Annotated in this window: 20 protein-coding genes; 8 read left to right on the top strand and 12 right to left on the bottom strand. The window is 36.9% G+C overall.

Going from position 1 to position 21,399, the window contains the following annotated elements; all coding sequences use genetic code 11:
• Nucleotides 1-35: 35 nt before the first annotated feature.
• Nucleotides 36-1,052 carry a glycosyltransferase family 2 protein gene (locus tag HQN86_RS21730; RefSeq protein WP_172662976.1) on the bottom strand — a complete coding sequence of 339 codons (1,017 nt, stop codon included), beginning with the start codon at nt 1,050-1,052 and terminating at the stop codon, nt 36-38.
• Complete coding sequence (locus HQN86_RS21725) at nt 1,053-1,937, bottom strand: lysophospholipid acyltransferase family protein (RefSeq protein ID WP_172662975.1); 885 nt, start codon at nt 1,935-1,937, stop codon at nt 1,053-1,055.
• A gap of 38 nt (nt 1,938-1,975) precedes the next feature.
• On the opposite strand from HQN86_RS21725, the gene HQN86_RS21720 reads away from it, so the two are divergent.
• The 4 genes from HQN86_RS21720 to bioB are packed head-to-tail and all read left to right on the top strand — an operon-like array spanning nt 1,976 to nt 6,120.
• A complete protein-coding gene (locus HQN86_RS21720; protein ID WP_172662974.1) occupies nt 1,976-2,590 on the top strand; it encodes a WbqC family protein in 615 nt (204 codons plus the stop codon).
• Nucleotide 2,591: 1 nt separating this feature from the next.
• On the top strand, nt 2,592-3,713 hold the full coding sequence (gene corA, locus HQN86_RS21715; RefSeq protein ID WP_172662973.1) for a magnesium/cobalt transporter CorA: 1,122 nt from the start codon (nt 2,592-2,594) through the stop codon (nt 3,711-3,713).
• A gap of 27 nt (nt 3,714-3,740) precedes the next feature.
• A complete protein-coding gene (gene mgtE / locus HQN86_RS21710; RefSeq protein ID WP_172662972.1) occupies nt 3,741-5,090 on the top strand; it encodes a magnesium transporter in 1,350 nt (449 codons plus the stop codon).
• Nucleotides 5,091-5,109: 19 nt separating this feature from the next.
• Nucleotides 5,110-6,120 (top strand): biotin synthase BioB, encoded by a 1,011-nt coding sequence (bioB, locus tag HQN86_RS21705; protein WP_172662971.1) that lies wholly within the window; start codon nt 5,110-5,112, stop codon nt 6,118-6,120.
• 71 nt (nt 6,121-6,191) lie between these two features.
• Here the strand turns inward: bioB and HQN86_RS21700 are convergent, their stop codons facing one another.
• The 10 genes from HQN86_RS21700 to HQN86_RS21655 all read right to left on the bottom strand — a co-directional run bounded on the left by HQN86_RS21700 (nt 6,192) and on the right by HQN86_RS21655 (nt 17,689).
• A complete protein-coding gene (locus HQN86_RS21700) occupies nt 6,192-6,602 on the bottom strand; it encodes an organic hydroperoxide resistance protein (protein WP_172662970.1) in 411 nt (136 codons plus the stop codon).
• Nucleotides 6,603-6,651: 49 nt separating this feature from the next.
• Nucleotides 6,652-8,811 (bottom strand): FUSC family protein, encoded by a 2,160-nt coding sequence (locus HQN86_RS21695; protein WP_172662969.1) that lies wholly within the window; start codon nt 8,809-8,811, stop codon nt 6,652-6,654.
• A 192-nt stretch (nt 8,812-9,003) separates the two neighbouring features.
• Nucleotides 9,004-10,152 (bottom strand): tetratricopeptide repeat protein, encoded by a 1,149-nt coding sequence (locus tag HQN86_RS21690; protein WP_172662968.1) that lies wholly within the window; start codon nt 10,150-10,152, stop codon nt 9,004-9,006.
• Between the two features lie 68 nt (nt 10,153-10,220).
• Nucleotides 10,221-11,294 (bottom strand): tetratricopeptide repeat protein, encoded by a 1,074-nt coding sequence (locus HQN86_RS21685; protein ID WP_172662967.1) that lies wholly within the window; start codon nt 11,292-11,294, stop codon nt 10,221-10,223.
• Nucleotides 11,295-11,325: 31 nt separating this feature from the next.
• The gene (gene gyrA / locus HQN86_RS21680) at nt 11,326-13,920 is read right to left on the bottom strand and encodes a DNA gyrase subunit A (RefSeq protein ID WP_172662966.1); all 2,595 of its coding nucleotides are present in this window, start codon (nt 13,918-13,920) and stop codon (nt 11,326-11,328) included.
• Between the two features lie 121 nt (nt 13,921-14,041).
• The gene (hemF, locus tag HQN86_RS21675) at nt 14,042-14,938 is read right to left on the bottom strand and encodes an oxygen-dependent coproporphyrinogen oxidase (RefSeq protein WP_172662965.1); all 897 of its coding nucleotides are present in this window, start codon (nt 14,936-14,938) and stop codon (nt 14,042-14,044) included.
• 82 nt (nt 14,939-15,020) lie between these two features.
• Nucleotides 15,021-16,244 carry an MFS transporter gene (locus HQN86_RS21670; protein WP_172662964.1) on the bottom strand — a complete coding sequence of 408 codons (1,224 nt, stop codon included), beginning with the start codon at nt 16,242-16,244 and terminating at the stop codon, nt 15,021-15,023.
• 138 nt (nt 16,245-16,382) lie between these two features.
• Nucleotides 16,383-16,577: a coproporphyrinogen III oxidase gene (locus HQN86_RS21665; RefSeq protein WP_172662963.1), complete on the bottom strand. Its 195-nt coding sequence runs from the start codon at nt 16,575-16,577 to the stop codon at nt 16,383-16,385.
• Between the two features lie 140 nt (nt 16,578-16,717).
• Nucleotides 16,718-17,311 carry a fasciclin domain-containing protein gene (locus HQN86_RS21660; RefSeq protein ID WP_172662962.1) on the bottom strand — a complete coding sequence of 198 codons (594 nt, stop codon included), beginning with the start codon at nt 17,309-17,311 and terminating at the stop codon, nt 16,718-16,720.
• A gap of 72 nt (nt 17,312-17,383) precedes the next feature.
• A complete protein-coding gene (locus HQN86_RS21655) occupies nt 17,384-17,689 on the bottom strand; it encodes a hypothetical protein (RefSeq protein ID WP_048905364.1) in 306 nt (101 codons plus the stop codon).
• A gap of 79 nt (nt 17,690-17,768) precedes the next feature.
• Here HQN86_RS21655 and HQN86_RS21650 point away from each other — a divergent pair, with 79 nt between their 5' ends.
• The 4 genes from HQN86_RS21650 to HQN86_RS21635 all read left to right on the top strand — a co-directional run bounded on the left by HQN86_RS21650 (nt 17,769) and on the right by HQN86_RS21635 (nt 21,348).
• Complete coding sequence (locus tag HQN86_RS21650; RefSeq protein WP_172662961.1) at nt 17,769-18,254, top strand: DUF4442 domain-containing protein; 486 nt, start codon at nt 17,769-17,771, stop codon at nt 18,252-18,254.
• A 28-nt stretch (nt 18,255-18,282) separates the two neighbouring features.
• Nucleotides 18,283-18,906 (top strand): AlbA family DNA-binding domain-containing protein, encoded by a 624-nt coding sequence (locus HQN86_RS21645; protein WP_172662960.1) that lies wholly within the window; start codon nt 18,283-18,285, stop codon nt 18,904-18,906.
• Between the two features lie 51 nt (nt 18,907-18,957).
• Nucleotides 18,958-20,325, top strand: coding sequence for an MATE family efflux transporter (locus HQN86_RS21640; RefSeq protein WP_172662959.1), 1,368 nt, complete (start codon nt 18,958-18,960; stop codon nt 20,323-20,325).
• Between the two features lie 84 nt (nt 20,326-20,409).
• Complete coding sequence (locus HQN86_RS21635; protein ID WP_172662958.1) at nt 20,410-21,348, top strand: sulfite exporter TauE/SafE family protein; 939 nt, start codon at nt 20,410-20,412, stop codon at nt 21,346-21,348.
• Nucleotides 21,349-21,399: the final 51 nt, after the last annotated feature.

Genomic DNA, 21,399 nt, shown 5'->3' with positions numbered 1-21,399 from the left:
GATGACGGCAGTTTTAAGCAATCTGTGATTATCGTTTAAATTTTTAGCTGACTAAAAAACCTGATTTTCTGTATAAAATAGGCATACACAATACTTGATGGATACTGACCAACGTGTTTTTGAAAGCTGATCTGTTTAGCTGTTCTTTTCTTTGCGTTGGCTGATAGGCTTTTAAGGAAATGAAAATGGGCTTTGTTAATGGCAAAAGCAAAATCTGTTTTTCCTTGTAGCAAAAAATGGATCCAGGCTACAAAATCTATACACATTCTAATAAATATCCTTGAATACGCATCGCCTATTGGCAGGTTCTTTTGAAGTATAATCAGGTTATTTCTGAAGTTTAAATAGGTTTTATAAGGATTATTTGCGCTTAAAGTCCCACCACCAACATGGTATACTTCTGCATCGGCACAGTAAACCACCTTGTAACCGAGGTTTTTTAAGCGCCAGCAGAGGTCAATTTCTTCCATGTGGGCAAAGAAATCAGGGTCCAGACCGCCAACTTCTTTCCATTGCTTGCTTTTTATAAAGAGGGCAGCTCCACTGGCCCAGAATATCTCACTTGAATCGTTGTACTGACCAAAGTCTGATTCAACTGTCTCAAAGAGTCTGCCTCTGCAGAATGGAAATCCGTGAAGATCAAGGTAACCTCCGGCTGCACCGGCATATTCAAACTCTTTTCTGTTTTTTTGCCATTTTATTTTAGGCTGGGCAACGGCAATACTACTGTCCGTTTGCATCATATCTATAACTGGCTGTATCCAGTTTTCTGGAACTTCTACATCTGAATTTAAAAGCACGTAATATTCGGCATCTACCTGCTCTAGTATTTTACGGTATCCTTCTGCAAATCCGTAATTGGCGTCGTTTTGTATGATCCTGATATTAGGGTAGTTGGTACGAACAAACTCAACTGAATTATCAGTAGAAGCATTGTCGCCAACTATTAATTGTAAATTACCGTACTTAGATTGAATTACACCGGGTAAAAATTGCTGAAGCAAAGCCTGCCCATTCCAATTCAAGATCACTACTGCTACACTTGGTTCCATTTATCCTGCGTTTTCGTGTTTATTGTGTTTCCATCGCCTATGGCTCCATAACCAGTAGGCGGGGTTTTCATTGATCATATTTTCAAGGATATTGAAACTCATGTCGGTAATTTGATGTTCGGTAGTTTTACTTGGGTCGTTGCAAATTGTCTCGCAATCTACCTCATAATAACCATTTTTTATATGTTTCATTTTGAAATAGATTACTGGCCTGTTGGTTTGTAAGGCTATTTTTTCTAATCCAAGTAACACAGGTGTACGCTGATTGAGGAAAGGGAGCCAGTATTGTATTTCGTGTCCAACAGGTGTTTGATCGTTGGCAAAACAAAACATAGTGAGCTCATTCCTGGTAGATGCTAATACTCTAAGTGTTTGTTTCATAGCAATAAACCGATTGCCAAATCTGGTTCTCATTTTATAGAACCAGCTGTCAAAAAGTTCATTGTTGATTGGCTTAAAAATCACGTAGCTCTGGGGGCAAAGCGTTAAACTGAGCGCCAGCATACCCCATTCCCAATTGCAGTAATGCCCTGTACACGCTAATATGCTTTGGCCATTTTTAACGTGTTGTTCTACTATTTGAAGGTTGTTAAACTTAACACGTTTTTTAAGTTCTGATTCAGAAATGGAAGCCATTTTTATTGTTTCGAGAACGAGCCGCGTAAAGTGTCTGTAGTACGCTTTCTCAATTTTAATAATCTCTTCAATGCTCTTTTGAGGAAAGGAATTGACCAGGTTCTGGCGAACAACTTTTTTACGGTAGCCTAGAATATAATATAGCGGATAGTATAGTAGTGCCGCAAAGAAATACAACAAAGAGGTTGGGAGCAGAGACAAAAAGTTCAAAAAAAATATTCCTGTATAAGAAAAGCTTTTTTTTATCATTAATTTGGCGAATTGAGAATGCAAACATAAATTATCAGATGCAAAGTTCAGCTATATTCCCACTTTTTTATCTTCCACCTATCAGTTATTTTTCTGGTTTAAAAGACTTTGATGGTAACTTTTTGATTGAAAAGGAAGAGCATTTCCCTAAACAGACCTATAGAAACAGAGCTAGAATATACTCGCCGAATGGAAGTTTGGATCTTATTGTGCCTGTTATTAGAGGTAATAAAGTCCATACAAAGGTTAAAGATGTTAAAATAAGTAATGATTTTAACTGGCAAAGGCTTCATTGGAAGAGCCTTGAAAGCTGCTATCGCAATTCAGCTTATTTCGAATTTTACGAGGATGAGTTTGCCCGTTTTTATCATAATAAATTTGAATTTCTTTTTGATTATAACCTTGAGCTATTGGAATGGTTATTGAAACAGTTAAAAAAGGATGTAAAACTTAATTTTACTTCTGAATATATTGATGATATTGCTCCTGAATTAGACTACAGGACTAATAAAATACATTTTAAAAACGTAGATGATAATACGGTATATAAGCCTTATTTTCAAGTTTTTGACGATAGGGAAGGGTTTAAGCCAAATTTAAGTATTGTAGACTTGTTGTTTAACCAGGGACCACAATCCAAATCATATATGTAGTATGAGTAAACAAGCAAAACGTAAACATCATAAGCACAAAAAATATTCGCTGCCAGCTGCTGGATCTAGTCCTGGTGTTATATACATTGATGAAAATGCCTTAAAACCTGTAATTAGGTTGTATAAATACAATGCTGAACATTATGAGGTTAAGGAGCTTAGTTCCTTAAATAATGTAGCTCAAATTGTTTCTGATAAGAATTTTACGTTTTGGATTGAAATTAAGGGGTTTGATTCGTTAGCGATGTTTGAAACCTTATCCACTGATTTTAATGTAAATAAACTTGTCTTAGAAGATATTACGCGTACTTATCAGCGACCAAAGTTTGAGGAGTATGGTAGTTATGATTATGCGGTAAGCAGAATGCTCCATTTTGATGAAAATAAAGATCTGGATAATGTTCAGGTGTCATTTTTACTTACAGATAATGCATTATTTACGCTTCAGGAAAATTACGAGGATTGCCTCGAACCTATTAGATCGAGGTTAAAAGGCGGAAAAGGTAACATAAGGATAGCTGGTAGCAGCTATTTGATGTATGCCCTGATGGATATTATAGTTGATACTTATTTCGTGATTTTAGGTTCATGGGGAGAGGATTTGGATGCTATTGAAGACCGTTTGTTTGATAAACCTGATAAAACGGTGATGTTCGATACTCAGATGATTAAAAGAAACCTGATTGGAATTCGTAGAGTGGTATGGCCCGAAAGGGATAAGTTAAATGATATCCTGAGAAGTGATAGTCCTTTAGTTAGCGATCAAACGAAGCTCTATATTAAAGATGCTTATGATCATTGCATACAGATTATTGATGTTGTAGAGTCCTTAAAAGAGATATCTATCAGTAACCTGGATATGTACTTATCAATGATCAGTAATAGAATGAATGAGATCATGAAAGTACTTACTATTATCTCATCCATCTTTATTCCTTTAACATTTATTGCAGGGATATACGGAATGAATTTTGCCATACAGGATCCACTTACGGGTAAATTACTGCCTAAAAATATGCCTGAATTGTATGCTGCCCATGGATATTTATATACTATGATTGGTATGGGCCTTATTGCAGTAGCACAAATCATATATTTCTGGCGTAAAGGATGGTTTAAATAGGACTGATTATTCTTACCTTAGCGGCTTATGCAATCTTTCGATCTAGACAAAACAGACGTATCTAAGATTAAGGCTGCTTTAGGCGGTAGTGATGAGGAACTAAAGGTTATTCTCGAAGAATATCACGCGTCTGAAATTGCGATCTTATTTGAAAGTTTAGCTAAAGAGGACAAGCAGCGCATTATCAACCTTTTATCGGTAGAAATCGCTTCAGAAGTCATCTCAGAGATGCACGAGGAGTCGCATCCTGAAGAACTTTTGCTTCAGTTGCATCCCGATAAGCGGACAGAGATTGTTGAGGAATTGGATTATGATGATGCTACAGACATCATATCTCAACTGGAGGAACACGAACAGAAAGAAATTCTTGGAGATCTGAGTGAAGATGATGCCTCGAGCATCCGTAACTTGTTAAGTTACCACGAAGAAACTGCCGGTGGTTTGATGAACACGGAGTTTATCCGTATAAATTTAAACCTGACCAAAAAGGACGCTATTGATGAAATTATCCGCCAAAGCGAAGAGATTGAAGAGTTTTATACTGTTTATGTAATAGACGATGAAAATACTTTTCAGGGGATTGTTTCTTTAAAGGACATCATTAAAGCCAAAGGAAATGTAAAAATAACAGAGCTTGTTAAAGCTGAGGTTGCATGGGTACATCCGGATACAGATCAGGAAGAGGTTGCCCGGCTTATTTCTCAATACAACATTACCAGTATTCCGGTTTTAGACAATGACATGAAATTGCTAGGACGTGTAACGTTTGATGATGTTATTGATGTTTTAGAGGATGAAAATACTGAGGATATCTTAAAAATATCAGGGGTATCGGAAGATGAGGAACTAAGTGGTAACTGGGTTGAGGCTGTGAAATCGCGTTTACCATGGTTGATATTGAATCTAGGAACGGCGTTTCTCGCTTCTGGGGTTATCCGTCATTTTGAGCCCACTATTAAGCTAATTGAAGTATTGCCTGCTTACATGACAATTATTGCCGGAATGGGCGGTAATGCAGCTACTCAGGCACTTGCTGTAACCGTGAGAAGGATTTCACTATACGACCTTACGGATAACCAGGCATACAGAACAGTATTGAAAGAGGTTACCGTAGGTCTTATTAACGGTGCCGTAACAGGCTTAATTGTATTTTTATTTGCCGTGTTTTTTGATTCTAATCCAATGCTTGGATTGGTGATTTTTCTGGCTATGACAGGTAATTTGTTAATAGCCGGCATAACAGGAGCAGGTATTCCATTAATTTTAAAGCGGGTTGGAATTGATCCGGCCATTGCTTCTTCAATAATTATTACAACATTTACAGATGTTTTCGGATTTTTGCTGCTGCTGGGTTTAGCAAGCAAGCTTTTACTTTAATTCTATTATTCATTATTATATGCAACCAACAAAACACAACTGGACAAAAGAAGAAATATCAGCCATATATCATAAGCCATTTTTGGATCTCGTTTACGAAGCAGCAACAATACACCGCGAGAATAAAGACTATGCAGAAGTGCAGGTGAGTTCTTTGATCTCGATAAAAACAGGTGGTTGCGCCGAAGATTGCTCTTATTGCCCGCAGGCAGCACGTTATCATACTGATTTGGAAGTTCAGCCTTTAATGCAGGTTAGCCAGGTGGTAAGTGCAGCTGTAAAGGCTAAAGAAGGCGGTGCATCACGTTTGTGCATGGGGGCGGCATGGCGCGAAGTACGTGATAACCGTGACTTTGATCGTGTAATTGAAATGGTGAAGGCCGTAAATGATATGGATATGGAGGTTTGCTGTACATTAGGTATGCTTACTGAAAATCAGGCCCAACGACTTGCTAACGCAGGTTTATATGCCTATAATCATAATATTGACACTTCAGAAGATGATTACAAGCGCATTATCTCGACCCGTACTTATGATGATCGCCTGAATACTATAAAGAACGTGCGTAAAGCAAAATTAACAGTATGCAGTGGTGGTATTATCGGACTAGGGGAAACTGTTGAAGACAGGGTTTCTATGCTGCAGACCTTAGCAAATATGGCTGTCCACCCGGAGTCGGTTCCGGTAAATGCATTGGTTCCGGTGAAAGGAACACCATTAGAATCGCAACCACGTGTTCCAATTTGGGATATGGTTAGAATGATTGCTACAGCACGTATTGTAATGCCGAATTCGGTAGTGCGATTGTCGGCAGGTAGAAATGAAATGAGCACACTGGAGCAAGCATTTTGCTTTATGGCAGGAGCAAGCTCTATTTTTGCCGGTGATAAATTACTGACTACACCAAACCCGGCGTTTGTTGACGATATGGCTATGTTTGAACTGTTGGGCTTAAAGACCAGAGATGCTTTTAAAAATGGAAGACCTGCGAATACACTTGCAGATAAACAGACTGAGGCAGCAGTTTAATCATTAGAGAATTTTACATAAAAAGAGACCCAGACGTAATGCCCGGGTCTCTTTTTATGTAATAAAAGGCCTTACAAAGCTGTAACCCTCGTTTCAATATTGCCTTTAGTAGCTTTAGAATAAGGACATGCCCTGTGTGCTTTTTCTGCCAGGTGCTGAGCTTCTTCGGTAGTTATCCCTGGAATATGTACATCCAGATCTGCTGATAAAACAAAGGCGTTTCCATCTTTATTAAAAGACACCTGAACATCTACAGTTGCCTCGGAGGTATCAACGCCATCGTGTTGTGCAATTGAGCCGAGTGCGCCTAAATAGCAGGCTCCCCAGGCAGCGGCAAATAGTTGCTCCGGATTTGTTGCACCGCCTTGTCCGCCTAACTCTTTTGGTTTTCTTAAATCGAATTCTATTATTCCGTCACTAGATTTGATATGTCCATCGCGACCGCCTTTAGCGGTTACAGATGCAGTATACAGTTTTTCCATATTTTTCATTTTACAATGAAATTATAACAACAGCGGCAGAACTAAAGTTTTACAATTTAATTTTTTCTGATAGTTTATAGATATCGTACGCTACCTTTTGGATCATGTCAAACTGCTCTGCAATGATTATCTCATCACTTTGCTCATCATCGTTAACATTCATATTTCTTCTGATTAATGGAACGTTATTAACCACTCCGGTATTTTTGAACAGATTCTCAGAAGCTAAGTTTAGCAAATAGATGGTGTTTTGTGTGATTGGATTTAGCTCTTCAAAATTTGAAAAAACAAAGGAGTGGTCTTTGTTATACAAAGATAATGTAGCTATATAAGAGGATAAGAGGTGATTTAGGGCAGTAAACTGATGTAACTCCTTCATCATGATTTGCTTGCTTTTTGGCTCAGAAAACATACGCTGAAATAGCGAGGCCAGATTTGCTGTTGTTACATAAACTTCTTTTCTGGCTACCTTATAGTTAGTTAGATCTGTAACCTGCTCTGAATAAAACAGCTTAACCTGTTCAAAGTATCTTATGTTTGCGGTTAGCGTGTCCATCATGGCCTCCTTGAGCTTTTCATACTCCCAATTTGGAAACAATGAATAGCTGGCCAGCATTGCGATACCTGATCCTATTAATGTGTCGTAGATTCTTTCGCGGGCCAGGGAGAGACCTCCAAGGCCAAGGAAATCAAATAATACTAATATATAGGGTGTCATGAAAAGTACACTTACTACGTAATTTTTGCGCTGAAAGCTGTAACAGCCAATCATACATATCAGTAAAATCACAAAGAGGGTGTTTTTATCGTCAATGTAGACCAATATTCCCATACCAACGAAAGCACCAATTACAGTGCCTATCAGACGCTCTATATTTCTTTTTTTAGCTAAACTAAAACCTGGTTTAGAGATTACCAGTATGGTTAAGAGTATCCAGTAGCTATGAGAGAAACTTAAAGATTTTGCGACAATAAAACCAATAAGCATTACTATAGCAACCCTTAATGAATGCCTGAAAGTTGAAGAGTTAAAGGTTATGTTTTCAAGTAATAGTTTAAAATCGATATTTTGTCTTGTAATGAATCTTTCAACCTCAATGTTACGTGGTTTAAGGTTCTTTTTCTCACTTTTATTGAAATATCCATTGATGGTTTTAATTCTAGATAGGATATTTTCTATGTTTACCTCAATATTCTTTAAAGCGATGATACCAAGCGTATTATATTGATTTTCCGTATTATTAACTTCAAGTGCAGTAATTTCATTTTTTAGTTTACCTACATCTTCAATTAGCGAAGTGGGTAGGCTAGGGGTGCTTCCTGTTTTTAAGGAGAAGGCAATATCATCGAGCTCATCGGCTATTTTTATAATTACGGATTCGTAATGTATCAAAATTCCTGAAGCATCAAATTGTTCATGAAGTTGCTTGTAATTGTAATAGGTAGACATTACTTGTTCGAAGAGATCGACCATATCTACAAAAACCAATAGGAGGAACCTGCCTTCGGGAGTTGTTTCTCTAACTATTTCTCTAGTTTTAAATAGAACTTCTCTAACAGCATCTTGTTTTTCATGTACGGTGACTTGCAATTGAAGTAAATCAGCATAATTATCGTCGTAATCTGTATTTTGACGATAAAATTTCGCTTTTGCTCTTAAAAACTCGCTAACCGAGTGGATTGAGTCACTAAGGGTTTGCTGAACAATTCGATATGGCCTTAATCTATAGAAAAAGTAGCTGAGCAACGTATACCAAATGCTACCAGCGAAAATAAGTAAAGCAGAGAACAGAACTTCCGTCCAGGGTCTAATGTCATCAATACTTAACACCATGATCAATAATGCAGCGGTTCCAATTGAAGCAGCTCTTAAACCATATAGAAAAAACATGGAGAACACAAAGCTGAAGGCAGCGATAACAATTCCTGTAAAATAAATATTGCTGTTGGTAAGCCCGACAATTATAAATATTAATGTGATTAAAACTGTGGTAATTAACATGGCATTTCTGCGATGTATAATTGGGCCAGGAGAATCGACAACGCTAGCACATAAAGCTCCCAATGATAAAGTCATACCATATTGAAGCATTCCAAACTGGGCTAAAATTAAAGAAGGACAAAGAACACCGAATGTAATTCTCAGGCCGTCAGCAAAGTAAGTGCTAAGCAGGAAATCATGAATACTTCTAATGGGACGATCAAACATATTGCAAATTTAGCAGATCAAATACCAATAATTTGACAATTTTTAAAACTATGTATCAGCAAAATCACTTATTGCAAAATAATAAAAAAACTGATAGAACGCACTTACAAATAATATTATATATAAGTCACATAATTAATATTATGTTAAGTAATAAATTACACATCTCTCCTGTGAGGGATGTTATCCGAATTAAAACTCTTCTAGTTTGGATTTAAGTTCTTGAACTTTATCCAGCTTGTTCTTACGCGTATAGATTTCTATTAACAGCTGGACAGTTGGTTTATCATTCTGATTGATCTCATGAGCTTGTAGTAATGCAACTTCAGCTCTGTTAATGAATGATGTAAATTTCTGATTTTTATCTGCGCTGGTTGATTTTAAGGCTTCATTGGCAGATTGTATATACGCGACACCTAATTGGTACAAAGCATCGAAATAATTCTCATCTATAACTAATGCTTTATTATAAGCCAATTCTGCCGTTCCTAAGCCGGAATTATTTTGGTATAGGTATCCATATAGGAAATAAAGTAATTTGTTGGCTGTGTCAGTCTTAAGTGTATTCTCAATAACTTTTATCGCTTCAACATATTTTTCGTTATCAAGTAATAAGTTGATGTAGTTGTTAGTCAAATTTACATCTCCGGCATTTACTCGAATTCCATCTTCAAGTGTTTTGATTGCTTGGTCGGTTTCAAATTTTGAAGTGTATATATTGGCAAGATTCTGAAATATTGCGGGATTTCTTGCTCCGTTTTCTTTTGCTCTTTTGAAATATTCGAGCGCATTGTCGAAACCTCTGATATTTTGAGCAGCTAAAGCTGTATTAACAGCTAAAGTGGTATCTTTTGGAAAAAAATCACTTACTTCTTTTAATAAGCTGAAGGCTGTTGTGAAATCATTCTTTGCGAAAGCTGCATTTGCTTTTTCCTGCTTTTTGATATTAATATTGTATATAGATGCCTCTATTAAATGGGTATTTGTTTGAAATTTATCTAGTCTTTTAGCTGAATCTATAGCCTCTATGGCTAAACCATAATATTTATCGGAATTACCCTCATTAGGATCTGTGATAGCTACATATGAGCTTAAGTATGCTTTAATTGCCCATGTTTCAGGCCATTTCTTTGTTTTCTTATCATTCTGCGCAGCTTCGCTCGCTTTTATCCCTTCCCCTATTATTCCCAATTGTGCATTAGCATCTTGCTTATTGTTTATGGCCATTTGCAATTTACCTACGCTATTTCTTGCTATTAGAAGTTGACTTTTTTGTGAAAAAGCCAGGGTCCAAGTCGTTACAACTAAAAATATAGTACCAATAAAAGATATCTTACTCATAATACAAACTTAAAAAAAAAGAGGGATAAATCTATCCCTCTTTTCACTTTCAAAATTTTTGAATATACCTATTTTAATTCGGCAAGTCTTTTCTTAATTGCTTCGTAGTTAACATTGTCATTTTTAAAAGCATATATAATAGCTAAGTTTTCCAAAGTATTTACATGTTTTGGATCTATATCAAGTGCTGCTTTATAGTAAGGAATTGCCTGATCTATGAATTTAGTCATTTTAGTACCCAACTCACTAAATTCTTTAGTTTTCTTAGGATCTAAAGCATTTCTTTGAGTTTGTATAGCAAGTGCTTGTTTATAGTAAGTATCACCTAGTAACGACTGATAGTTTGCATTTTTAGGCTCTTTTGCTACCAATTTACCAAGCATTTCCTGTGATTTAGCAATATCTCCTCTTTTTAAGTAAATGTCAGTTTCAACACCTATAAAATAAGGATCCTCAGGATACTTAGCAGATGCTTCTTTTAATATAGTTAAACCTGCAACACTATCCTTTATATCATCAAAAGTAGTTTTGATGATATCATTATAAAGCATTTTAGAATCTTTGTAGTTCAGCTCAATAGCTCTTTTAAAGTTTCTAACTACTTCAGGGTAGTTTTTTGCTTCTTTAGCCACAACACCAGCGTTGATAAACATGGCTGTGTCATTAGGGTTTTTGGCAGTTACTTCATTAAATGCTGCTAAAGCTCCAGCGAAATCTTTCTTTTGGTAAGCGTAGATTCCTCTGTTTCTCATTGCATCCTGAATAGTCAGTCTGGCATTTTCAATGTTTTCTTTTTCATTGCCTTTAGTATCTAATGCTTTTGCTTTTTCTACCGCTTCTTCAGCAATTTTTTGATTTGCAGATGAATTGGCAGCATCTAATGAATCTACCAATGCAATTCTTGAAGCAAATAATGCTCTGTACGACCAAGATTCAACCAGGTCTTTAGATTTCTCATGAGCAATTGCTTTATCTGTATGTGCCAATCCTTCATTAAGAGTTTTTAAATTGTCAGCCAAAGTTTTGTCTTTGTTTAAAGACAAAAGTGCCCATTGTTTTTTAGCAGCTTCAATTTCACTCTTTTGTGCATTAGCAAGTGTGGCAACACCTACAAATAATAAACTAAAAAGTATCTTTTTCATTTTATTTAATATATGTTCAACAATTTGATTTTTAATCTTCGGTTTCTTCCTCCGCATCGTCGCCAGCTTCCTCTTCGCCAGTTTCTTCTGTAATATCCTCATCAGGAGCAGCTTCAAGAGCTTCACCGTCTACCACAATATGGCTTTCAGTTGTTTCTTCTACTTCTTCGTCATCGTGATCAATTCTAGCTACTGAAGCAATCTCGTCGTTACCTTTTAAGTTAATTAAACGAACACCCTGTGTTGCTCTGCCCATTACTCTTAATTCGCTAACCACAATTCTGATAACGATACCTGATTTATTGATGATCATTAAATCATCTGCATCAGTTACGTTTTTAATCGCAACAAGTGCTCCGGTTTTTTCAGTAACGTTAATGGTTTTAACTCCCTTACCACCCCTATTTGTAACGCGATAATCTTCGATGTCGGTACGTTTGCCATAACCTTTTTCTGATACAACAAGAACAGTAGCTCCCGGATCATTAACAGCAATCATGCCAACTACTTCATCATTTTCATGAGCAAGGGTTACACCACGAACACCAGTTGCGGTTCTACCCATCGGTCTCACCTTTTCTTCGTTAAAGCGAATTGCCCTTCCAGAGCGCAATGCCATAACAATTTCACTGGTTCCGGTGGTTAAACTTGCTTCAAGTAACTGATCACCTTCATTGATATTGATTGCATTAATACCATTAACCCTAGGTCTTGAATATGCCTCCAAAGAAGTTTTCTTGATTGTTCCTTTTTTGGTACACATGATAATATAATTATTTTCAAGGTACTCCTGATCTTTAAGGTTTTTAACCTTAATAAAGGCCTTAATCTTTTCTTCTTTAGGGATATTAATGATGTTCTGGATTGCTCTTCCTTTACTTAATCTAGATCCTTCAGGAATTTCGTATACTCTTAACCAGAAACAACGACCTGTTTCTGTAAAGAATAACATATAGTTGTGGTTGGATGCAATTAGCATATGTTCAATGAAATCTTCATTTCTTGAGTCACTGCCTTTTGAACCTTTTCCACCTCTACCTTGTGTACGGTATTCTGTTGCCGGAGTACGTTTGATATAACCTTCGTGAGAAATGGTAATTACTACATCTTCATCTTCGATGAAGTCTTCCATGCTCATGTCTTCTGCAGAGTGTACGATCTGAGTTCTACGCTCATCACCGTATTTTTCTCTCATTTCGGTTAATTCCTCAGTGATGATCTGCATACGTTTACCTTCATCATCTAAAATAGACTGTAGGTATTCTATCGTTTTCATTAATTCGTTGTACTCATCTTTAATTTTATCACGCTCCAGACCAGTTAACCTGCGGAGTGTCATATCAAGGATGGCTCTGGCTTGAATATCACTTAATCCAAATTTCTCCATTAAGCCTACTCTCGCTTCTTCAGGGGTATCTGAACTACGAATCAGGTTAATTACTTCATCTAAATGATCAAGTGCAATTAACAAGCCTTCTAAGATGTGAGCACGTTTTTTTGCTTCGGCTAATTCAAACTTAGTTCTGCGGATTACTACTTCGTGACGGTGTTCAACGAAATATTGAATCAGATCTTTTAGATTTAATAATTGCGGCCTGCCTTTAACCAGGGCAATGTTATTTACACTAAATGAAGTTTGTAGCGCAGTTTGCTTGAATAGATTGTTTAGTACGATTGAAGCATTGGCATCGCGTTTAATTTCGTAAACAATACGGATACCGTCTTTATTGGACTCATCCTTAATGTTTGAAATACCTTCAATTTTTTTCTCTCCAACAAGTTCAGCAGTACGCTCGATCATCATTGCCTTATTAACCTGGTAAGGTATTTCGGTAACAATAATGGTTTCGCGGTCCTTTGTGGTTTCAATTTCTGCTTTAGAGCGCATTACAATACGGCCTCTACCAGTTTCAAAAGCTTCCTGAACACCTGCGTAGCCATAAATAATAGCTCCTGTAGGAAAATCAGGTGCTTTTATGTGCTTCATTAATTCAGGAATAGTAATATCGTTATTTTCGATGTAAGCTATTGTTGCATTAATAGCTTCTGTAATGTTGTGAGGAGGCATATTTGTAGCCATACCCACTGCAATACCTGATGATCCGTTGATCAGTAAGTTTGGAACTTTTGACGGAAGAACTGTTGGTTCTTGCAATGAATCATCAAAGTTTAACTGGAAATCTACAGTATCCTTATTGATATCAGCAAGCATTTCCTCTGCAATCTTCTGGAAGCGGGCCTCTGTATAACGCATTGCTGCTGGAAAGTCACCATCGATTGATCCAAAGTTACCCTGTCCTTCAACCATTAAATAACGTAAGCTCCATTCCTGAGCCATCCTTACCATAGTGTTGTAAACAGAAGCATCACCATGTGGGTGATACTTACCCAGTACCTCACCTACAATACGTGCAGATTTTTTATATGGTTTGTTGTTTGTTAATCCCAGATCGAGCATACCATATAACACTCGGCGGTGTACAGGTTTTAATCCATCACGTACATCAGGTAGAGCCCTTGATACGATAACCGACATCGAATAATCGATGTAAGCTGATTTCATTTGCTCGTCAATATCGATCCTTATTATTTTGTCGTTTTCTTGATTTTCTAAATCTTCTGCCATAAATATTAATGTTCCTTAAGAACGATTTAAATGTGGTATTCTTATAACCTTGCGAAGCTAATAAAAAAAGCGCCATTAAGGCGCATTGTGGAAAAATTTTAACGTAAAAATTAGGCTATTCTTAAGCCCATTCTATCCCCTTTTTAAGCTTGCTTAATGTATAGGATTCTTCACTGTCTGGAAGTGTTTGATGATTGTAGATCCATTTGGCCATAGGTGGTAAACTCATTAAAATAGATTCAATTCTACCGTTGGTTTCGAGACCAAATTTTGTTCCTGCATCGTACACCAAATTAAATTCAGCATATCGGCTTCTGCGCAGGTATTGCCACTCTTGTTGTTTCTCGTCAAATTCTTTATCTCTGTTTCTGTCAATTAGTTCCGTATATGCGGGAATAAATGTATTGCCAACTGCTATAGAAAAATCAAGAATCTGATCAAAGGATAAACCTGTGTTTTCAGGTCTTAATCGGTCGTAAAAAATACCTCCAACTCCCCTTGTTTCTTCACGGTGTTTGATGAAGAAATAATCATCGGCATGAGCCTTAAACTTAGGGTAAAAAGACGTATCAAATTCGTCGCAGGTTTGTTTTAAAAGATGGTGAAAATACCGTGCGTCGGTATCAATAATATAATGTGGAGTTAAATCTATCCCTCCACCGAACCATCTTGTTTCGTTATCCATTTCGAAATACCTGATATTCATATGAATTATAGGTACAAACGGGTTATTTGGGTGCATAACGATTGATACACCGGTAGCAAAGAAGTCTTCGCTATCAACCTTAAAGGCTTTTCTAACGGATTCTGGTAGTTTACCATGTACTGCAGAAAAGTTAACGCCACCCTTTTCAATAACATCGCCATGTTGCATTATGCGTGTGCGACCACCGCCGCCACCATCTCTATTCCAAATCTCTTCTTCAAATTTAGCTTTGCCATCTGCCAACTCCAGGCTTTTGCAAATCTGATCCTGAATTTGCTGATAAGCCGCTACTACTCTATCTTTAAACACCATTTCTTTAAAACTATACACGCAAAGTTAACCTTAATAAAAAGGCATCATTCCTTTAATTTTCAGATAGTACATTTTTTTGACACTACTCCTCTTCAAAGTTCAAATCGCGACCATAAGTCTCATCCAAATTATACAAACCGATGTATGCAAGTCCTACTGTTAATACTGCCAGACAAAGTGCTGCGTTGATAATTCCCATTCTTACCACTAAAAACTGAAATAAAAGCGTAACCAGGATTAGCGATCCTCTTACCATATTTGGAACACTTGTAGTTACTGTGGCACGCAGGTTGGTTCCAAATTGTTCTGCTGCAATGGTTACGAATACAACCCAATATCCTGTGAACAAACCGAAAAATACGCACAATATATAAAAACCAGTTGCTGTCCATCCTGTGTTTAACAGATATACCAGCATGGTGCAAAATGTTAGGGTAATAAAGATAAAAACGATCTTTTTACGTGTTTTGAAAAGCTGACTTAAAGCACCGCTTAAGAAATCACCTAGTGAAATTCCTATATAGGTAAACATTACACCCTTTCCGTTGTCTAGAACATCCACGGCCTTTAATGCTTTTCCAAATTCAGGGGCTATGCCAACCAGAATCCCTACTACAAACCATAGCGGCACAGCGATAATGATACAGCTTAAATATTTAGAGAAGCGCTTCCAGGGATAAAATAGCATGAAGAAGTTTCCTTTGGTAACTTCTTTTTTAGACATTTTTTCGAATAATCCAGATTCAAAAACACCAAATCTTAAAAGCAATAACACAATACCCAGGCCTCCGCCCACAAAAAATGCAGTTCTCCATTCAAAAAGATCCCCAACTATATATGCTGCTACTGCACCCATAAGGCCAATTCCCGCCACCAACATGGTTCCATATCCCCTCTTTTCCTTACTCATGCTTTCGCTTACAAGCGTAATACCAGCACCGAGTTCTCCTGCTAAGCCTATTCCTGCAATAAATCTTAACGCCGCATATACCGGAATGCTTGTCGCAAATCCGTTCGCAATATTAGCAAGGGAATACATGATTATGGAGCCAAAAAGTACAGACAACCTTCCTTTTTTATCTCCGAGAATACCCCAGAATATACCTCCAATAAGTAGCCCCGCCATTTGCCAGTTCATCAGATAAAGGCCTGTTTCGGTAATTTTGTCTGTCGGAACTCCTAATGACGATAAGCTTTTGTTTTTGATAATAAGGAATAAAAGAAGGTCGTATATGTCTACAAAATAGCCTAGGGCGGCCACCAGGATTAAAAAAAATACACTTTTATTCTGTTTGCTGTTAATCATACAAAGTTTGTTTGGTTGCTGAAAATACAAACAAATTTTATTTATGATAAAACATTTTGATAAAAAAACATGTATCGAAGAATTTAGCCCCGATACATGTTTGAATTATTGCTCGTTATTTACCTAAGATTTCTATTACTAAGGTTTTACAGTTGTATCTGGAGGTAATTTAGTAGTGTCAGCCGGAACTGTTTTAGCAGTATCCACGGGTTTCATTGTTGTGTCTGTTGAGGTACTATCTGAAGTACCTGATACATTCTTCGTTGAGTTGCATGCTGAAGTGGCTATTATAACCGAGCCCGCAAAAGCAAGACTTAAAATTAACTTTTTCATAGGATTATTTTTATATAAGTACTGGACAATCAACAAGGTCAACCCATAAAAGTTTTAAATAATTTAAAACTGGTTAGTTAAAAACACAAAAAAAGGCCTTCCTGTTTTACCAGAAAAGCCTTTAAAAAATTAACAATTATTTATTTTTTTGGCATCAAAACACCGTCTATTACATAAGTTACACCGTTACTGGAAATTACATCTGGAATAGTGATTTTGGCATCGTTAACCCACCATTCACCGTTTTTCTCAGTTAGCTTGATTTTCTGACCCTGAACAGTTGTAAGCTCCATTCCATTTTTTAAATCAGAAGATTTATAGCTACCCGAAACCACATGATAAGTTAGTACATTGGTAAGATCTTTTTTCATTTCCGGTTTCAATAAATTATCAACCGCACCTGCAGGCAATTTAGCAAATGCTTCGTTTGTAGGTGCAAACACCGTAAATGGGCCTGTTCCGCTTAGCGTTTCAACCAGTCCGGCTGCTTTAACAGCTGCAACCAATGTAGTATGATCGCTTGATCCTAAAGCATTTTCTACAATATTTTTAGACGGAACCATCACGGCGCCACCAACTTTAACCCCATTTTCGGTAGCTATAGTTGTGTCAACAACAGACGTGTCCATCATTGAACTATCGTTCATTGTATCGGCAGTTTTAGAAGAATTACAAGCAGAAACAAGAGCCAGTAATGCCACCCCTGCGCTTAAACTTAAAAATTGCTTTTTCATAAAATTTAGTTTTGTTGTTTTAGATTTTCGTTTTATTTAACATATAAACGAGAATAACAACAAAGCAGATTTTTATTGATGCATTTTTAATTTATCGAGCAATTCAGGAGAAACATTTTCGGCGTAGGCACCGTAAGCATCAATTAACACCCCTTTTAAATTACCTACCGGAGATGATATGGCGTAGATCACGGCACTATCGTCTGGGTCGTTCATGCCTTCAAACCTGTAAAATTCATCAATCTCAAACTCCTCAGGCATCAATTTCATGTCAATTGCTTTACACTCCAGGAAGTCAGAGTTAAGCGTAAAATCGTATTCATAACCTCGCTTCTCAAGGTCAGATACAGCTGCTGTAAGGGTATCGTATATATACATACTCTAATTTACTAAAAATTTACTTTATCCTGCCACATAAAATTTCATAGTTCAATAAACTTTCTGATATTTAAGCATCATGGTTGTATCAGAGAAAACCCTTAAATGGGGATTGTGCTTGTACCCTCCTATGCTGTTCCAACGCATATGGGTTAAAAGATTTCATAAAGGATTTAGAGGAGTTGATGTAAAAATTAACAAGAGCATTTTTAATAAGAATTATAACGGCTCTATATTTGGAGGTACTATATATGCTGCAACTGATCCATTTTATGCATTGCTGTTTGATCAGCTGCTCCAAAGAGAAGGATTTAAGGTAAGGGTTTGGTTGAAAAGTGCTTCAATACAGTATTTAAAACCTGGTCGGGGCAATTTATACTTTACGATAAAAGTTACAGATGATATGTTGAATGAGGCTATTGAGACTTTAAACACTTCTGGGAAATTTATAAAAGCCTATCCAATGGAAATAACCAATGCTGAAGGTGAAATATGCGCCACAGTATTAAACGAAGTTTACGTTAGGAACCTTCATCAGGGCGAACAGCCAAGAATAGCTTATTAAATTACCATTCGCTTAAGAAAATATACAAATGAATATCAGGAAACTAATTTTGCAGGGCGAAGGAACTACACTGGATTTCAAAAAGACGATTACAAACAACGAAAAGATTGCTAAGAGTCTGGTTGCATTTGCTAATAATAAAGGAGGCCAATTGCTTATTGGTGTAGCTGATGATGGTAGTATTAAAGGCGTAAAATCTGAAGATGAAGAGCGCTATATGATCACCAAGTCTGCCCATCAGTTCTGTAAACCTGCAATAGAACCTGAATTTGAGGAAATATATATTGATGACAAATTAGTATTGGTTGTGAAAATTGCCGAAAGTGATACTAAACCTCATTATGCGCTTGATGAAAATAAAAAATGGTGGGTTTATTATCGGGTAAATGATAAAAGCATTTTGGCCAGCAAGATCATCGTTGATGTGATTAAAAAAAGTAGTAAAGTCAACGGCCAGTTGATTACTTATACAGAGCAGGAAAAGAAATTATTTGAGCACCTTAATCTTGAAGGGAGGATAACGCTTAAGCAGTTTAGTAAGCTTACACGCAGCTCCTATCGGCAAGCTCAAAAGATATTGGTAAGCTTAATTCTAAGTGGCGTTATAAAACCTCACACGTCAGATAAGGAAGAATTCTTTACTACTGTATAAAAGGTGGCTATGTTTTCATAAATCACAACAAAATAACCGACTTTTGCTAAAATGTTGAATACCTTATACACTAAGTACAAACCTTATTATTCTGATAATTTACGATTGGCAATGCCTATTGTTGTTTCTCAGCTGGGCCATACCCTTGCACACCTGGCAGACAGTGTTATCGTTGGTCATTTTGCTGGTACAATTCAGCTTGCTGCTGTATCATTAGTGAATAGTCTGTTTATGCTGATCCTGGTTTTAGGTATGGGGATAGCTTATGGATTAACACCTCTGATAGCTCAAGAGAATGGCCGTAAAAATTACGATGAATGTGGTAAGCTGCTTTCTAATAGCTTAATTATAAATTTCTCTATCTCTTTATTGCTATATGCCTTTGTTCATTTAGGGACTTTGATGGTAATAGATCATATCGGGCAGTCGCCCGAAGTTGTTGCTTATGCAAAACCGTATCTGGGTTTGCTTGGTTTCTCTATTATCCCGTTAATGATATTTCAAACTTTCAAACAGTTTGCCGAAGGATTGGGCTTTACAAAACAAGCAATGTTCGTGTCTATCTGGGGTAACGTGATTAATATTATTTTGGGAGTCATTTTTGTTAAGGGGATGTTTGGCATAGCTCCTATGGGCGTAAAAGGTGTAGGCCTAAGTACTTTGATAGATCGTACGGTTATGGCTATTGTAATGACTATATATGTTTTACGGTCAGCTGTTTTTAAGGTTTATATTAAGCAATTTAAGGCCACCTTTTTTGATAAGGTAAGAGCATTTAAAATTGTTAAAATTGGTGCGCCGGTTGCACTGCAGTATTCCTTTGAAATTAGTGCTTTTAGCGGAGCAGCTATACTAATCGGAACCATAGGGGCTGTAGAACAAGCTGCCCATCAGGTAGCTATAAACCTTGCCTCTATTACCTATATGATGGCGAGTGGAATTGCCTCTGCAGCTACTATTAAAACAGGCAATAACTTTGGGAAAAGCAATTTTAAAGACCTTAGGCAATCAGCCATTGCAAGTTACCACGTAATACTTTTGTTTATGACTGTTACCGCATTGTTTTTTGTACTGGCAAATAACCTACTGCCCTTTCTTTATACAGAAGATAACGCCGTAATCAGTATTGTCGCTCAGTTACTTATTATTGCAGGATTTTTTCAATTATTTGATGGTACCCAGGTAGTAGGTTTAGGGGTTTTAAGAGGTATTGGAGATGTGAATGTTCCAACCATCATTACCTTTATTGCTTACTGGGTAATTGGTATTCCGTTGGGTTACTTCCTTGGTATAAAGCTCAACATGGGTGTTAATGGTATTTGGTACGGGTTAACGTTCGGATTGCTCACAGCCTCCATCCTATTGTTTATCAGGTTTCAAAATAAGACCAGAATTTTGCTCGCTAGGGTATCTGCGTAAATAAAAAAATAAAAATTTTGTTTATTCATTAAGTTGCGTTAATATTGTCGACTAATTCGATAGATTTAATATGAGCAGACAATAATGAGCATACGCGAAAACCAGATTAGAATTGCCGTAAGCAATAAATTACAAGAAAAGAAGTGGAAACGGATAGCTTATATATGTCTATTTATACTGGCAGCCTTGTTTATCGGCATTGCCATTTATAATAATGTTACTTATCAGGATGCCTTGGCATTTGGCGAAGAACTATACGCACAGCTAGACGATAAGTTTTTATGGATGCTTGTTGTCGGTTTTATGGCGCAAATGGTTGATGGTGCTTTGGGAATGGGCTATGGCGTAATTTCTACTACCCTGCTGTTGTCTGGTGGCTTAAATCCGGCAGTTATTTCTGGGAGTATTCATACTGCCGAAATGTTTTCTAGTGGAGCATCTGGTTTTAGTCATTATCGTTTTGGTAACGTAAATAAAAAACTTTTTAAAACCCTGTTAATTCCAGGTGTGCTGGGCGCAATTGCAGGTGCATTATTACTAGGATATGCCGGAGATGCCTTTTCGGTATGGATAAGGCCGGTAATTTCTATATATACATTATTACTTGGGATCAGGATATTAACTAATGCATTTAAAGAAAAACAGAAGCCTCAAAAGGTAAAACGTGCAGGCTGGCTGGCTGGAGCCGGAGGTTTCTTAGATTCGTTCGGTGGCGGTGGCTGGGGACCATTAGTTACCTCTACCCTAATTTCTAAAGGCCGTACACCTAAATATGTAATCGGCTCTGTTAGTTTAACCGAGTTTTTTGTAACCATGGCAAGTGCAGTTACATTCTTCTTTATTCTTGGCGTTAGTCATTGGCAATCTATACTTGGATTAATTGTTGGTGGAATAATAGCTGCCCCATTAGCTGCTCGTTTAGTAGGTAAACTTCCTATTAAAAAGATGTTTATAGGAGTTGGTATTATAGTAATTATATCGAGTTTGCGCATCATTTGGATGTTTATAGATAAATTAACCTAAGAATCTTAGTTGCTTAATATAACCTGGAAAAATATTCCATAAATTTATAGT

The sequence above is a fragment of the Pedobacter panaciterrae genome (assembly GCF_013204795.1).
Taxonomy (GTDB): Bacteria; Bacteroidota; Bacteroidia; order Sphingobacteriales; family Sphingobacteriaceae; genus Pedobacter; species Pedobacter panaciterrae.
The sequence above is the reverse complement of the archived record's forward strand: the minus strand, read 5'-3'. Positions and strand labels throughout refer to the sequence as shown.